Origin of the sequence: Streptoverticillium olivoreticuli subsp. olivoreticuli (assembly GCF_003391135.1) — a bacterium.
Classification (GTDB): Bacteria; Actinomycetota; Actinomycetes; order Streptomycetales; family Streptomycetaceae; genus Streptomyces; species Streptomyces blastmyceticus.
Genome location: NZ_CP031455.1, coordinates 3,244,875 through 3,258,874, shown reverse-complemented (window position 1 = coordinate 3,258,874; position 14,000 = coordinate 3,244,875). Strand labels below are relative to the sequence as shown.

Below are 14,000 nucleotides of genomic sequence, written 5' to 3'. Positions count from 1 at the left end.
CCGTCGCGCGCCCCGGGCGCACTCCGGCCGGCTCCCGGTGCCTGAGTGTCCATCAGGGGTGACCCACTGTGTCGCGCGGGTAAAGGATGCGCTTGTGGGGCGAGATTTTTCGCCCGGGGATTTGAACGGATCATGGGGAGGTCACTAAGGTCGGGCCTCGAACCTTCGCGCGGTGATCATCCATTCGGGGTGACGGTGAAGGTCCCGCCGGAACCGCGGACTTCGCGCGCCGGGCGGCTGAGGAAGAAGGAGCCCGTCTCCGTGGCGTCCCACCGTCGACCCAAGCAGCCGGGCCGCACCCGCGTGACCGTGCTGACCGCGACCGCCGCAGCGGCCGTCGCTCTCTCCTCCCAGGCCGCGCACGCGGACTCGCCGTCCAAGTCGGACGCCAAGGCGAAGGTCGACAAGCTCTACGAAGAGGCGGAGCAGGCCACCGAGAAGTACAACGGGGCCAAGGAGAAGCAGGACAAGCTCGACAAGCAGGTCGGCGATCTCCAGGACAAGGTCGCCCGCGGCCAGGAAGAGCTCAACAAGCTCCGCGACAGCCTCGGTTCCGTGGCCACCGCGCAGTACCGCAGCGGCGCCATCGACCCCTCCCTCCAGCTGCTCCTCTCCTCCGACCCGGACACCTTCCTGGAGAAGGCCTCCACGCTCGACCAGCTGAGCGCCAAGCAGGCCGACACCCTCAAGCAGATATCCGAGAAGCAGCGCACCCTCAAGCAGCAGCGCGAGGAGGCGACCGGCAAGCTCAAGGACCTCGCCGACACCCGCAAGGCGCTGGGTGAGAAGAAGGAGGAGGTCCAGGGCAAGCTCGCCGATGCCAAGGACGTCCTCAACTCCCTCAGCGCCAAGGAGCGCGCCGAGATCACCGGCAGCGACGGCAAGGACGGCGGCAAGGACGCAGGCAAGGGCGGCGGCGCCGGTGGCGGTGACCGCGCCAGCCGCGGCGGGAGCCGCCCGGATATCAACATCCCCGCCGGCTCGGGCCGCGGCGGCGCCGCGCTCGCCGCCGCGCAGTCCGTCATCGGCTCCCCGTACGTGTGGGGCGCGACCGGGCCCGACTCCTTCGACTGCTCGGGCCTGACCTCCTGGGCGTACGCGCAGGCGGGCGTCACCCTGGACCGCGTCTCGCAGGACCAGGCCAACGACGGCACCCGCATCTACGACCAGAGCCAGCTCAAGCCCGGCGACCTGGTGCTCTTCTACGGCGACCTGCACCACATCGGCCTCTACGCGGGCAACGGCATGACGCTGCACGCCCCCAAGCCGGGCGCCAACGTGCGCTACGAGTCCATGGGCAACATGCCCTTCCAGTTCGGCGTGCGCATAGGCTGACGCGCTTGGGCCGAATGGCTGACGTGCCGCTCTTTCGGGCGAACCGCGACAGCACCTGCTGACTCCACGCCCCGCCGGTGACCTGCGTCTCCGGCGGGGCGTCAATAATCCCGTCCCACAGGGTCTTTGAACCGGGGGTGACCGCGCCGCTACTGTCTGGCGCGCGGCACCCGGCACAGCGCTCCGCCCGTTCGCGGGCGGCGAGGGCACCGCGCACCCAGTGGAAGAACGGAAGGAGTGCGGCAGCCCGTGGCGTCACACCGTCGTCCCGCGCAGCCCGGTCTCACCCAGAGCGTCCGGGTCACCGTCCTGTCCGCCGCCGTGGCCACCGCGGCCGCCGGCCTGGCGGCACCCGCCGGGGCCGCGCCCGGCGACCCCTCCGGCACGGCCAAGGGGACCGGCACGGTGAAGTCGCAGGTGGACCGGCTCTACGAGCAGGCGGAGCAGGCCACCGAGAAGTTCAACGCGGCCGGTGAGCGCACCGACACCCTGCGGCGGAAGGTCGCCCGGACCACCGACCGCGTCGTCCGCGGCCAGGAGCAGGTCAACCGGATGCGCAGGGCGCTGGGCATGATCGCCACCGCGCAGTACCGCAACGGCGCCGTCGACCCGGCGATCCAGCTGCTCCTGTCCTCGGACCCCGACGCCTATCTGGAGCGGGCCGCCACCCTCGACCGGGTCACCGGCCGCCAGGCCGAGCAGCTCAAGGCGCTCCTGGAGGCGCAGCGCACCCTGCGCCAGGAGCGCTCGGAGGCCGTCCGCGTCCTGGCGCAGCTGGAGGACAGCAGGCAGGCCGTGGAGCACCACAAGCGCGAGGTCGAGGGCAAGCTCGCCACGGCCCGCCGGCTGCTGAACTCGCTGCCCGAGCGGGACCGGGAGGCGTACGCGCGGGCGTCGCGCTCCGGCGCGGACCGCTCGGAGGGCTCGCTCGCCGGGCTGCCGAGCCTCGCCGGCCTCTCCTCGCGGGGCGCCGCCGCCGCGATGGCCGCCCGGTCGGCCGTCGGCACCCCCTACGCCTGGGGCGCGACCGGGCCGGGCGCCTTCGACTGCTCCGGCCTGATGCAGTGGGCGTACGGGCGCGCCGGGGTGGGCCTGCCGCGCACCTCGCAGGCACAGCGCAACGCGGGCCGCCACGTGTCCCTGTCCGAGGCCCAGCCGGGGGACCTGGTGATCTATCGCAACGACGCCAGCCACGTGGGCATGTACGTCGGCAACGGGCAGGTCGTGCACGCCCCCTACCCGGGCGCCCGGGTCCGCTACGACCCGGCCAACATGATGCCGATTTCGTCCGTCACCCGGCCATGAACGCCGGCTGAACGCACGGCGCGGGTCACGTGGCTCGTACGATGCGGGGCGTGACGGGCCGGTGGAGGTGGAGGAGACGCGGCGGCGCCGCCTGGGGTGACCCGGGCGCCGGCCGTCGGCTGAGGGACCGGCCCGTGAGGCGCCCCGGCGCCGGGAGACGGGCGGCCCGCCCGCTGGTGGCGGGCCTGCTCGCGTTCCAGGTGCTGTGCGGCTGCGGGGCCGTGGGCCTGCCCGGCGACGGCCCCGACGCCGAGCACAGGTCCGTCACGGCCCTGCTGGACCGGTGGGCCAAGGCGCTCCGGGACCGCGACGAACGCGCCTTCCTGTCCGTCGTGGACCCCGACGCCGAGGGCTTCCGCACCGAGCAGCGCGCCCTCTTCGCCAACCTCGCCGCCGTGCCCCTCGCCTCCTGGGACTACCGCCTGGTGCGCACCGGCGGCTTCGTCCCCTCCGGCGGCGACGGCCACCGCGTCGCCGCCGAGGCCGAACTGCGCTACCGGCTGGCGGACTACGACACCGTCCCGGTCACCACCACCGCGCGGTTCACGGTCGTGCGGAAGGACGACCAGTGGTACGTGGCGGCCGAGGACACCCGGCACGGCCCCCGGCAGCTCTGGCAGCAGGGCCCGGTCACGGCCGTACGGGGCGCGCACAGCCTGGTGCTCGGCGTCGGCCAGGACCAGGCGCGGCTCAAGGCCCTCGCGGACCTCGCCGACGGCGCGGTGCCCGCGGTGAGCACCGCCTGGGGGAGCGGGCGGACCGCGCCCGGCACGGCCCCGCCGAAGTCCGGCGGGACGACCGGCACCGCGGCCCGCCGCGGCGGCGACTGGCCGGGCAGGGTCGTCGTCGAGATGCCCGCCTCGGTCGACCGGATGGCCGAGCTCCTGGACTCACCGGTGGCGAACTACCGGGGCATCGCCGCCGTCACCACCGGCGAGGTCGGCGGCTCCGGCAACGCCCCCGCCGACCGGATCATCGTCAACCCCGAGGCGTACGGCACGCTCGGCGACTTCGGCCGCCGGGTCGTCCTCACCCACGAGACCGCCCATGTCGCGACCCGGAGCCTGACCTCGGCCGCGACCCCGCTGTGGCTCTCCGAGGGCTTCGCGGACTGGACCGCCTACCGCGGCACCGGGCGCACCGCGGCCCAGGCCGCCCCCGAGCTCGCGCGCGCCGTCGGCGAGGGCAAGCCGCCCAAGGACCTGCCCGCGGACGCCGACTTCGGCTTCGCGGGGGAGCAGGGGCGCCTCGCCCGCGCGTACGAGGAGGGCTGGCTGGCCTGCCGCATGATCGCCGAGCGCTGGGGCGAGGCGAAGCTCGTCGCGTTCTACCGCGCGGTGGGCGGCCACCAGCGGCGGCCCGGGGCGGTGGCGGCGGCGCTGCGCCAGGTGCTGGGCGTCTCGGAGGACGGGTTCACCCAGCGGTGGCGGGCCTATGTGGCGAGCCGGTTCGGCTGAGGGGACACCGGGTCAGCCGGCGGTCAGCACCGGTTCCTTCTCCGCCGGCGGGTCCGTCGCACCGGAGGGCCCCGCCTTGGTCACCGTCTCCCGCCACAGCCGGGCACAGGAGACGACCGTCGCCACCACCAGCAGGGTGTTGCGCAGGGCCAGCGTCGCGACGCCCAGCTTGTCACTGGCCACCACATGGGAGAACCAGATGGGGAATTCGAGCTGGGTCAGCGGGACCGCCAGCAGCACCAGCGCGATGGGCAGGCCCTGACGCGTTGTCCGCATCGTCATGCAGACCGCGGCGAGGCCGATCAGCCAGACCACGTACTGCGGGCTGATCACCCGGCTCGTCGTGGTGAACAGCAGCACGGCCGCGAAGGCCGCGTCGGACGGGGTGCACGCCGTGAACCTCCGCGCGCGCAGCCGCCACACCAGCAGCCAGCCGAAGGCCAGCACGGTCAGGGCGAGCGCGAGCCTGCTGACCGTGTGGACGTACCGCCCGAGGAACTCCACCGAGCCGTAGTTCAGCCGGGCGTGACCGTGCCAGCCCACGTGCCGGCCCAGATGGAAGACCAGCGACCCCAGCGACTCCACCTCCGTGCCACGGGCCCGCTGGAACGTCAGGAACGCCAGCGCCCCCGGCATCGTCACCGCGAACAGCAGCCCGATGGCCGCCGCGCCCAGCGCCGCGGCGGTCCAGGCCGCGCGGGTGCGCGGGCCGCGCGGCGTCCCGACGAGCAGCAGCACGGGCCAGACCTTCAGCAGCGCGCCGAACCCCATGAGCACCCCCGCCAGCCGGGTCCGGCGGCCCGCCGCCAGCAGGGCCGCGACCGCGACGGCCGTCACCATCACGTCATAGCGCGCGTAGACGATCGGACCCAGCAGCGGCACCCCCACCACCCACACCCAGACCCCCTTCGCGCTGCGCCTGCCGCCCCGCACCGCGTACAGCAGCAGCGCGAGGACCGCGGCGTCCGCGAGGAAGCACACCAGGAAGAACGCCGGGGCGTAGTCGAGGAACGGCAGCAGCCCCGGGGCGAGCACGGCGAGCGCGGCGGCCGGCGGGTACTGCCAGGTCACGTCGTCGTACGGGAACATGCCGGTGCGCAGCACCCCGTACCAGCCCTGGTAGATCACCTCGATGTCGACGGAGACGTCGGAACCCGGCATCACCCACACCCGGAACACGCACAACAGCAGCACGGCCCGGGTGACGGCCCACACCGCGATCGAGAGCCGCAATCCAGCGCCCGCCATCATCCACCTCGTTCTTCACGGTCCTCACCTGCCGTGAGCACCCCGCCGCTGGAAGGCATGATGCCCGCCCGGACCGCCCGTGGCCGGTGACGTGCCGGTACACGGCGCCGTTGCCGCCCGATCGCCGCCCCCGGACACCCGGTACTGTCGGGCCCGATGGACAAGACCCTGATCGTCACCAACGACTTCCCGCCCCGGCCCGGCGGCATCCAGGCGTTCCTGCACAACATGGCGCTGCGCCTGGACCCGTCGGAGATCGTCATCTACGCCTCCACCTGGAAGCGCGGCCAGGAGGGCGCGGAGGCCACCGCCCGCTTCGACGCCGAGCAGCCCTTCCCGGTCGTCCGCGACCGCACGACCATGCTGCTGCCCACCCCCCGGGTCACCCGGCGCGCGGCCGGGCTGCTGCGCGAACACGGCTGCTCCTCCGTGTGGTTCGGGGCCGCCGCGCCGCTCGGGCTGATGGCGCCCGCGCTGCGCCGGGCCGGAGCCCGGCGGCTCGTCGCCACGACCCACGGTCACGAGGCGGGCTGGGCGCAGCTGCCCGCCTCCCGGCAGCTGCTGCGGCGGATCGGGGAGGGCACGGACACCCTCACCTACCTGGGGGAGTACACCCGGTCCCGGATCGCCGGCGCGCTGACCGCCGAAGCGGCCGCGCGGATGGTCCAACTGCCGCCCGGCGTCGACGAGAAGACCTTCCACCCGGGCTCCGGCGGCGACGCCGTACGGGCCCGCCTCGGGCTCGCCGACCGCCCCGTCGTCGTCTGCGTCTCCCGGCTCGTCCCCCGCAAGGGCCAGGACACGCTGATCCGGGCCATGCCGAGGATCCTGGCGGCCGTGCCGGACGCGGTCCTGCTGATCGTCGGCGGCGGCCCCTACGCGAAGGACCTGCGCAAGCTGGCCGAAGAGACCGGCGTCGCCGCCGCCGTCCGCTTCACCGGCCCCGTCCCGTGGGAGGAGCTGCCCGCGCACTACGGGGCGGGCGACGTCTTCGCGATGCCGTGCCGCACGCGGCGGGGCGGGCTGGACGTCGAGGGGCTCGGCATCGTCTACCTGGAGGCGTCGGCGACGGGCCTTCCGGTGGTGGCGGGTGATTCGGGTGGGGCGCCGGATGCGGTGCTGGACGGTGAGACGGGGTTTGTGGTGCGGGGCGGTTCTGCCGAGCAGTCGGCCGACCGCATCGTGACGCTGCTGCGCGATCCCGCGCTGCGCGCGCGCATGGGGGCGCGGGGGCGGGCGTGGGTGGAGGAGCGGTGGCGCTGGGACCTGCTGGCGGAGCGGTTGCGGGAGCTGCTGTAACTTTCCCCAGCCCTGCCCCTTCCTGCAGCGTCCGATGCTCGGCTCCGCCGCGGCTGGGGCTCCGCCCCGGACCCGTGCTCGGGTGCGGCCCGGTGGGCGCTTGTTCCCCAGCCCCGCCCCTTCCCGAACTGGGGCTTCGCCCCAGACCCCGGAGCACGCTTCGCGCGCTGTCCTCAATCGCCGGACGGGCTGGAAAATCCAGCCCGTCCGGCGATTGAGGACGCGCCCGCAGGGCGCTCCGCCGCAGGCGCAACGCACCCGCACCCAGAGCCGCCGCTACCCGCGGTAAATCGCCTCGATCTCGTCCGCGAAGTCCTTCGCCACAACATTCCGCTTCAGCTTCAGCGACGGCGTCACATGCCCCGACTCCTCCGTGAACTGCGCCGGCAGGATGCGGAACTTCCGTACCGACTCCGCCTTGGAGACCGCCGCGTTCCCGTCGTCGACAGCCTTCTGCACGGCCGCCAGCAGGTCCGGGTCGTCCGCCAGTTCCGCGGGCGTCGTGCCGGCCGGCTTGCCGTTGTCGGCGAGCCAGCGCGGCAGGAAGTCCTCGTCGAGGGTGATCAGCGCGCCGACGAACGGGCGGGCGTCGCCGACGACCATGCACTCGGCGATCAGGGCGTGCGCGCGGATGCGGTCCTCGATGACCGCGGGGGCGACGTTCTTGCCGCCCGCGGTGACGATGATCTCCTTCTTCCGGCCGGTGATCGTGAGGTAGCCGTCCTCGTCGAGCGTGCCCAGGTCACCGGTGTGGAACCAGCCGTCGGAGAGCGCGTCCGCGGTGGCGGCCTCGTTGTTCCAGTAGCCCTGGAAGAGGTGCTCGCCGTGCAGCAGCACCTCGCCGTCGTCGGCGATCCGGACGACCGAGCCGGGCAGCGGCTGCCCGACCGTGCCGATCTTCTGCCGGTCCCAGGGGTTGAAGGCGGTCGCCGCGCAGGACTCCGTGAGGCCGTAGCCCTCCAGGACGGTGAAGCCGATGCCCCGGTAGAAGTGACCGAGGCGCTCGCCCAGCGGCGCGCCCCCGGAGATCGCGTGGGTCGCCCGGCCGCCGAGCACCGCGCGCAGCTTGCCGTAGACGAGCCGGTCGAAGATCGCGTGCTTGACGCGGAGCCCGAACGACGGCCCGCCGGGGTTGTCCATGGCCCGGCTGTAGGCGATGGCCGTGTCCGCGGCCCGGTCGAAGATCTTGCCCTTGCCGTCGGCCTGCGCCTTGGCGCGCGCCGAGTTGTAGACCTTCTCGAAGACGCGCGGAACGCCGAGGATCAGCGTCGGCCGGAAGGCGGCGAGCTCCTCCGTGAGATTCCGGATGTCCGGGACGCAGCCCAGCTTGATGGGCGCGAGCACCGCCGAGATCTCGACCAGCCGCCCGAAGACATGGGCGGTGGGCAGGAAGAGCAGCACCGAGGAGTCGCCCGTGCGGAACAGCGGCTTGAGCCGCTCCACCGCGTTGCCGCACTCGACGAAGAAGCTGCGGTGGGTCAGCACGCAGCCCTTGGGGCGCCCGGTGGTGCCGGAGGTGTAGACGATGGTCGCGGGCGAGTCGGCGGACGCGAGCGCGCTGCGCTCGTCCACCTCCTCGTCGGTCAGTCCTTCCCCGGCCGTGCCCAGCCGGCCCACGGCGTCGTCCTCGATCCGCCAGACGTGCCGCAGCTCCGGCAGCCGGTCCCTGACGGACGCGACGGCGCTCTCGTGCGCCTCGGTCTCCACCAGGCAGGCGACGGCGCCGGAGTCGCCGAGGATCCACTGGATCTGCTCGGCCGAGCTCGTCTCGTACACCGGCACGGTCACCGCGCCCGCGCTCCAGATGGCGAAGTCCAGCAGCGTCCACTCGTAACGGGTGCGGGACATCAGCCCCACGCGGTCGCCCGGCCGGACACCGGAAGCCATGAGTCCCTTGGCCGCGGCGCGGACCTCGGCGAGGAAGGCGGCGGCGGTGACGTCCTCCCAGCGGCCGTCGACCTTGCGGCCTATGACGGCGACGTCGGGGCGCTGCGCGGCGTTGCGGCGGATCAGATCCGTCAGGTTTCCGTCCGCAGGGACCTCGTAGAGGGCCGGAAGGCTGAACTCGCGCAAGACTGCTGCTCCTCGTCGGGCGCCGGCGCCGCCGCGTCTTTGAGGGGCGCTGCGTCGGCTGCGGTCCATGATCAGGCAAGGGGGGTATTGGACTGCCCGGACGTTACCCACCAGTACGGCTTTCGAATAGGGGTGGCGCCCAGATGTTCTGTGCGTCACACGCCACCGGACCGCCTTCCGCACCCTAGCCCCTCCGCTTGGTGACCGGGAAGTAACCGCAGGTCGGGGACCTTCCGGACGGCTGCCCGCAGACCCTAGGGTGATCGGTATGCGAGGTGGCTTCAGAGTTCACGTGGTCAGCGATGTACACGGCAACAGCGAGGGTCTCGCACGGGCGGGCGACGGCGCCGACGCCGTGGTCTGCCTCGGCGACCTCATCCTCTTCCTCGACTACGCGGACCACTCGCGCGGCATCTTCCCCGAGCTCTTCGGCGTGGAGAACGCCGACCGGATCGTGGAGCTGCGCACCGCCCGCCGCTTCGAGGAGGCCCGCGAGCTGGGCCGGAGCCTGTGGGCCGGCATCGACCGCGACGCCGCGATCGAGTCCGCGGTCCGCAAGCAGTACGCCGAACTCTTCGCCGCCTTCCCCACCCCCACCTACGCCACCTACGGCAACGTCGACATCCCCCGGCTCTGGCCGGAGTACGCCGCCCCCGGCACCACCGTCCTCGACGGCGAGCGCGTCGAGATCGGCGGCCGCGTCTTCGGCTTCGTCGGCGGTGGCCTGCGGACGCCCATGCGCACGCCCTTCGAGATCGACGCCGAGGAGTACGCCGCCAAGATCGAGGCGCTCGGCCACGTCGACGTCCTCTGCTCGCACATCCCGCCCGACGTGCCCGAACTCTGCTACGACACCGTCGCCCGCCGCTTCGAGACCGGCAGCGCCGCCCTGCTGGAGGCGATCCGCGCGACCCGCCCCCGCTACGCGCTCTTCGGCCATGTCCACCAGCCGCTCGCGCGCCGGATGCGCATCGGCGCGACCGAGTGCGTCAACGTCGGCCACTTCGCCTCCAGCGGTACACCCTGGGTGCTGGAGTGGTGACGCACGCCGGGATGTAGCCTTCACCGGCAGGCATACGAGGCGGCGGGACCGGTACGGAGGAGCCACGGAGATGGCGGAACACACCAGCTCGAGCATCACGATCGAGGCGACCCCTGCCGAGGTCATGGCGGTGATCGCAGACTTCGACCGCTACGCGGAGTGGACCGGGGAGGTCAAGCAGGCGGAGGTGCTCGAAAAGGACGAGCAGGGCCGCGCCGCACAGGTGCGCCTCGTCCTCGACGCGGGCGCGATCAAGGACGACCACACCCTGGCCTACAGCTGGCCCGCGGAGAACGTCGTCAGCTGGTCCCTGGTCAAGTCCCAGATGCTGCGGCAGCTCGACGGCTCGTACAGCCTGGAGCCGGAGGCCGGCGGCAGCCACACCAAGGTGACCTACCAGCTCACCGTCGACGTCAAGATCCCCATGCTCGGCATGATCAAGCGCAAGGCCGAGAAGGTCATCATCGACCGGGCCCTCGACGGCCTGAAGCAGCGCGTGGAGAGCGGCGCGGCGAAGTCCTGACCCGGGCCCGGGGCGGAGCCCCGGCAAACGGCGCCGCACCACACCAGGTCACATCAGGAGGCACCCCCCTTGCGTACGGTCCTCGTCACCGGCACCGGCGGCGCGGGCCGCACCACCGCCGCCGCGGCCACGGCGCTCGCCGCGGCCCGGCGGGGCCGCCGCGTCCTGCTGCTCACCACCGACCGCGGCCCCGCGCCCGACGCGGTGCTCGGCACCGCCCTGCCGCTGCCGCCCGCGGACGGCACGGCCGACGCGCCCTGGGCCCGGCCCGTCGAGGCGGCCCCCGGCCTGTGGGCCGCCCGCGTCGCCACCGGCGAGCACTTCCAGGACCGCGCCCGCGACCTCCAGGAGCGCGGCGCCTCCCTCTTCGACCTCCTCGGCGCCACCCCCCTCGACCCCGAGGAGCTCACCGAACTCCCCGGCGCCGAGCCGCTCGCCGTCCTCGCCGCCCTGCGCGCCGCCCACACCGCCGCCGCGTGGGACCTGCTCGTCGTCGACATGCCGCCCGCGCACGAGACCGTGCGCCTCCTCGCCCTGCCCGAGCAGCTGCGCCGCTACCTGCGGCGGCTGCTGCCCGCCGAGCGGCAGGCGGCCCGCGCCCTGCGCCCGATGCTCGCCCAGCTGGCCGGGGTGCCGATGCCCGCGCAGCGCCTGTACGAGACCGCGGAGCGCTGGGAGGCCGAACTCGCCGCCGTCCAGGACGTCATCGAGGCGGGCGGCACGACCGTACGCCTCGTCGCCGACCCCGGGCCGCTCGCCGTCGAGGCGCTGCGCCTCGCCCGCGCCGGGCTCGCCCTCCAGGGCTGCCGCCTCGACGCCCTCGTCGCCAACCGCGTGCTCCCCGTCGGCGACGGCGCCGCGGGAGACTCCTGGCTGGCCGGGCTCGTCGCGGAGCAGCAGACCGCCCTCAAGGCGCTCTACGAGGAGTACCTGATCGACGGCGTCACCCTCTGTGAACTGCCGCACCTCGGCCGTGACCCCCGCGGCCACGAGGACCTCGCCGCGCTCGTCGCCGCCGCCGCGTCGACGACCATCGGCGGCGCGGGCGGCACCGTCGGGATCGTCGAGGGCGAGGGCCTGGCCGACGAGCTCGACGGCTGGCCCGCCACCGGCCCCGAGCCCGACGCCTGGACCGTGGAGGACCGGCTGGCCGCCGACGGGGTGCTGCTCTGGCGGCTGCCGCTGCCCGGCGCCGACCGGGACGCCCTCGACCTCATACGCCGGGGCGACGAACTCATCGTCGGCGTCGGCCCGTTCCGCCGCGTCCTGCCCCTGCCGTCGGCGCTGCGCCGCTGCACCGTCTCGGGCGCGGGCCTGCGCGACGGGGCGCTGTGCGTGCGCTTCACGCCCGACCCCGCCCTCTGGCCGCGGACCGTCTGAACGCCGTTCCACCGTTCAGGTAACGTCGGAGGAAATTCCAGTCGCAGGAGTCCGCCATGAGCGATGCCACCGAGCGCCCCGCACCCGACGCGGCGGCCGATCCCGATGCCTGGGAGCAGGCGTGCGCCGAGGATCTCGCCGCGGAGCGGGCCCGCCGCAGAGGCCGGGACCAGCAGCCCGGCAGTGCCGCCGAGGAGCTGCGCAAGCTCGTCGACGCCGTGACCGAGAAGGTCTCCGCCCTCCAGCTGCCGCTCGCGGGAGCGGCCGCCCAGGAGGTCGTCCAGCAGGTCATCGCCCAGGCGAAGGCCGCCGTCGAACCGGTCATCGAGCGCAACCCCGATGTCTTCGACCACCTCGCCTCCGCGGGCTCCGAGCTCCTCGCCGCCTACCGCGCGGCCGTCCAGGGCCAGGAGGCCCGCTGGACGCGCGGCGAGAGCGCGAAGCCCGCCGAGCGGCCCGAAGGGCCCGGCCGGGGCGATGCGGGAGCGGGCGGTACCGAGCGCATCGACCTCGACTGACCTGGGCCTCCGGTACGGTGGGTCGCGGCGGGGTTCGAGCGAATAACTGAGGGACACATGGGACTCACCATCGGCGTCGACATCGGCGGCACGAAGATCGCGGCCGGCGTGGTCGACGAGGAGGGCAAGATCCTCGCGACGTGCAAGGTACCGACCCCGTCGACACCCGAAGGCGTCGTCGACGCCATCGCGGACGCGGTGCGCACGGTCAGCGCCGACCACGAGGTCGAGGCCGTCGGCATCGGCGCCGCAGGCTATGTGGACGACAAGCGGGCCACGGTCCTCTTCGCCCCGAACATCAACTGGCGCCACGAGGCGCTGAAGGACAAGGTCGAGCAGCGCGTCGGCCTCCCGGTCGTCGTGGAGAACGACGCCAACGCCGCAGCCTGGGGCGAGTACCGCTTCGGCGCCGGCCAGGGCCACGACGACGTCATCTGCATCACGCTGGGCACCGGCCTCGGCGGCGGCATCATCATCGGCAACAAGCTGCGCCGCGGACGCTTCGGCGTGGCCGCCGAGTTCGGCCACATCCGGGTCGTGCCGGACGGCCTGCTGTGCGGCTGCGGCAGCCAGGGCTGCTGGGAGCAGTACGCCTCCGGGCGGGCCCTCGTCCGCTACGCCCGGCAGCGCGCCCAGGCCACCCCGGAGAACGCCGAGATCCTCCTCGGCCTCGGTGACGGCACCCCCGAGGGTATCGAGGGCAAGCACATCAGCGACGCGGCCCGCCAGGGCGACCCGGTGGCCATCGACTCCTTCCGGGAGCTGGCCCGTTGGGCCGGTGCCGGCCTCGCCGACCTCGCCTCGCTCTTCGACCCGTCGGCGTTCATCGTCGGCGGCGGCGTCTCCGACGAGGGCGACCTCGTCCTCGACCCGATCCGCAAGTCCTTCCGCCGCTGGCTGGTCGGCGGCCAGTGGCGCCCGCACGCACAGGTGCTGGCCGCGCAACTGGGCGGCAAGGCGGGCCTCGTGGGCGCGGCGGACCTGGCCCGCCAGGGCTGATACAAGGGGCCCGTGAGGGCTTTTCCGGACGTTGTAGCACCGAGGAGTGATGATGCTCGCGGATCTGCCCCCGTCGCGCACGGAGTCCGACGGTTCGGCCGTCGTCCGCGTGCTCAGCTACAACGTCCGCTCCATGCGTGACGATGTGGGGGCGCTGGCCCGGGTGATCCGGGCCTGCGCCCCCGACGTCGTCTGCGTCCAGGAAGCGCCGCGCTTCTTCCGCTGGCGCAAGGCCGCGGCCCGGCTGGCCCGTACGTCCGAGCTCGTATACGTCACCGGCGGGGCCACCGCCTCCGGGCCCATGGTCCTGTCCTCGCTGCGGGCCACCGTGGAGCGCACGGAGGACATCCTGCTGCCCCGCACACCGGGACTGCACCAACGCGGCTTCGCCACCGCCGTGCTGCGCTTCGGCCGGGCCCGGCTCGGCGTCCTCAGCTGCCACTTGAGCATCAAGGACCAGGAGCGGTACGGGCAGGGGAAGCTGTTGCTCGACACGCTGGCCGCCCTGGACGTCCCGCACGCCGTCGCCGCCGGTGACCTCAACGACCGCCCCGACGGCCGGACGTTCGGCCTCCTCGCGGACGCGCTCCAGGACGGCTGGGCCACGAAGCCGTGGGGGCGCGAGCACACGACCCGGCTCGGCGACCCGCTCCAGCGCATCGACGCGGTCTTCGCGACGGAGGGGGTCGAGGTGCTGGGGTGCGGCGTGCCCATGGGATTGCCGGGGGTGGCTGAGGTCGACTTGCGGGTGGCGACGGACCACTTGCCGGTGCTGGCGGCTCTGCGGGTGCCGGCTTCGTAGCGCGGGGCTCCGACCCGGA

12 protein-coding genes are annotated in these 14,000 nt (G+C 73.7%); 10 read left to right on the top strand and 2 right to left on the bottom strand.

Annotated features, from left to right (window positions below; all coding sequences use genetic code 11):
• Nucleotides 1-261: 261 nt before the first annotated feature.
• From DXZ73_RS13805 to DXZ73_RS13795, 3 genes are all read left to right on the top strand, one after another.
• Nucleotides 262-1,335, top strand: a complete 1,074-nt coding sequence (locus DXZ73_RS13805) for an NlpC/P60 family protein (protein WP_116215603.1) — start codon at nt 262-264, stop codon at nt 1,333-1,335.
• 249 nt (nt 1,336-1,584) lie between these two features.
• Nucleotides 1,585-2,640 (top strand): NlpC/P60 family protein, encoded by a 1,056-nt coding sequence (locus DXZ73_RS13800; protein WP_116211294.1) that lies wholly within the window; start codon nt 1,585-1,587, stop codon nt 2,638-2,640.
• Between the two features lie 134 nt (nt 2,641-2,774).
• Nucleotides 2,775-4,097 carry a hypothetical protein gene (locus tag DXZ73_RS13795; RefSeq protein WP_116211293.1) on the top strand — a complete coding sequence of 441 codons (1,323 nt, stop codon included), beginning with the start codon at nt 2,775-2,777 and terminating at the stop codon, nt 4,095-4,097.
• Between the two features lie 12 nt (nt 4,098-4,109).
• On the opposite strand, the gene DXZ73_RS13790 is transcribed toward DXZ73_RS13795, so the two are convergent.
• Entirely contained in the window at nt 4,110-5,348 is a 1,239-nt protein-coding gene (locus DXZ73_RS13790; RefSeq protein WP_425315833.1) for a glycosyltransferase 87 family protein, read from the bottom strand.
• Between the two features lie 153 nt (nt 5,349-5,501).
• On the opposite strand from DXZ73_RS13790, the gene DXZ73_RS13785 reads away from it, so the two are divergent.
• Complete coding sequence (locus tag DXZ73_RS13785; protein ID WP_116211291.1) at nt 5,502-6,644, top strand: glycosyltransferase family 4 protein; 1,143 nt, start codon at nt 5,502-5,504, stop codon at nt 6,642-6,644.
• 276 nt (nt 6,645-6,920) lie between these two features.
• Here DXZ73_RS13785 and DXZ73_RS13780 read toward each other — a convergent pair whose 3' ends face one another.
• A complete protein-coding gene (locus tag DXZ73_RS13780) occupies nt 6,921-8,717 on the bottom strand; it encodes an AMP-dependent synthetase/ligase (protein WP_116211290.1) in 1,797 nt (598 codons plus the stop codon).
• Between the two features lie 268 nt (nt 8,718-8,985).
• Between DXZ73_RS13780 and DXZ73_RS13775 the strand changes: the two genes are divergently transcribed.
• From DXZ73_RS13775 to DXZ73_RS13750, 6 genes are all read left to right on the top strand, one after another.
• Complete coding sequence (locus tag DXZ73_RS13775; protein WP_116211289.1) at nt 8,986-9,759, top strand: metallophosphoesterase family protein; 774 nt, start codon at nt 8,986-8,988, stop codon at nt 9,757-9,759.
• 70 nt (nt 9,760-9,829) lie between these two features.
• Nucleotides 9,830-10,282, top strand: a complete 453-nt coding sequence (locus DXZ73_RS13770) for an SRPBCC family protein (RefSeq protein WP_116211288.1) — start codon at nt 9,830-9,832, stop codon at nt 10,280-10,282.
• A gap of 69 nt (nt 10,283-10,351) precedes the next feature.
• Nucleotides 10,352-11,662, top strand: a complete 1,311-nt coding sequence (locus DXZ73_RS13765; protein ID WP_116211287.1) for an ArsA family ATPase — start codon at nt 10,352-10,354, stop codon at nt 11,660-11,662.
• Between the two features lie 56 nt (nt 11,663-11,718).
• A complete protein-coding gene (locus tag DXZ73_RS13760) occupies nt 11,719-12,180 on the top strand; it encodes a DUF5304 domain-containing protein (RefSeq protein ID WP_116211286.1) in 462 nt (153 codons plus the stop codon).
• 57 nt (nt 12,181-12,237) lie between these two features.
• Nucleotides 12,238-13,179, top strand: a complete 942-nt coding sequence (locus DXZ73_RS13755) for an ROK family glucokinase (RefSeq protein ID WP_116211285.1) — start codon at nt 12,238-12,240, stop codon at nt 13,177-13,179.
• Between the two features lie 52 nt (nt 13,180-13,231).
• Entirely contained in the window at nt 13,232-13,981 is a 750-nt protein-coding gene (locus DXZ73_RS13750) for an endonuclease/exonuclease/phosphatase family protein (RefSeq protein ID WP_205519344.1), read from the top strand.
• Nucleotides 13,982-14,000 lie beyond the last annotated feature (19 nt).

Bases quoted from the DNA above. Each gene is read 5' to 3' on its own strand.
- DXZ73_RS13750 (WP_205519344.1), top strand. From the start codon at position 13,232: ATGCTCGCGGATCTGCCCCCGTCGCGCACGGAGTCCGACGGTTCGGCC.
- DXZ73_RS13770 (WP_116211288.1), top strand. From the start codon at position 9,830: ATGGCGGAACACACCAGCTCGAGCATCACGATCGAGGCGACCCCTGCC.
- DXZ73_RS13790 (WP_425315833.1), bottom strand. From the start codon at position 5,348: ATGATGGCGGGCGCTGGATTGCGGCTCTCGATCGCGGTGTGGGCCGTC.
- DXZ73_RS13775 (WP_116211289.1), top strand. From the start codon at position 8,986: ATGCGAGGTGGCTTCAGAGTTCACGTGGTCAGCGATGTACACGGCAAC.
- DXZ73_RS13755 (WP_116211285.1), top strand. From the start codon at position 12,238: ATGGGACTCACCATCGGCGTCGACATCGGCGGCACGAAGATCGCGGCC.
- DXZ73_RS13760 (WP_116211286.1), top strand. From the start codon at position 11,719: ATGAGCGATGCCACCGAGCGCCCCGCACCCGACGCGGCGGCCGATCCC.
- DXZ73_RS13785 (WP_116211291.1), top strand. From the start codon at position 5,502: ATGGACAAGACCCTGATCGTCACCAACGACTTCCCGCCCCGGCCCGGC.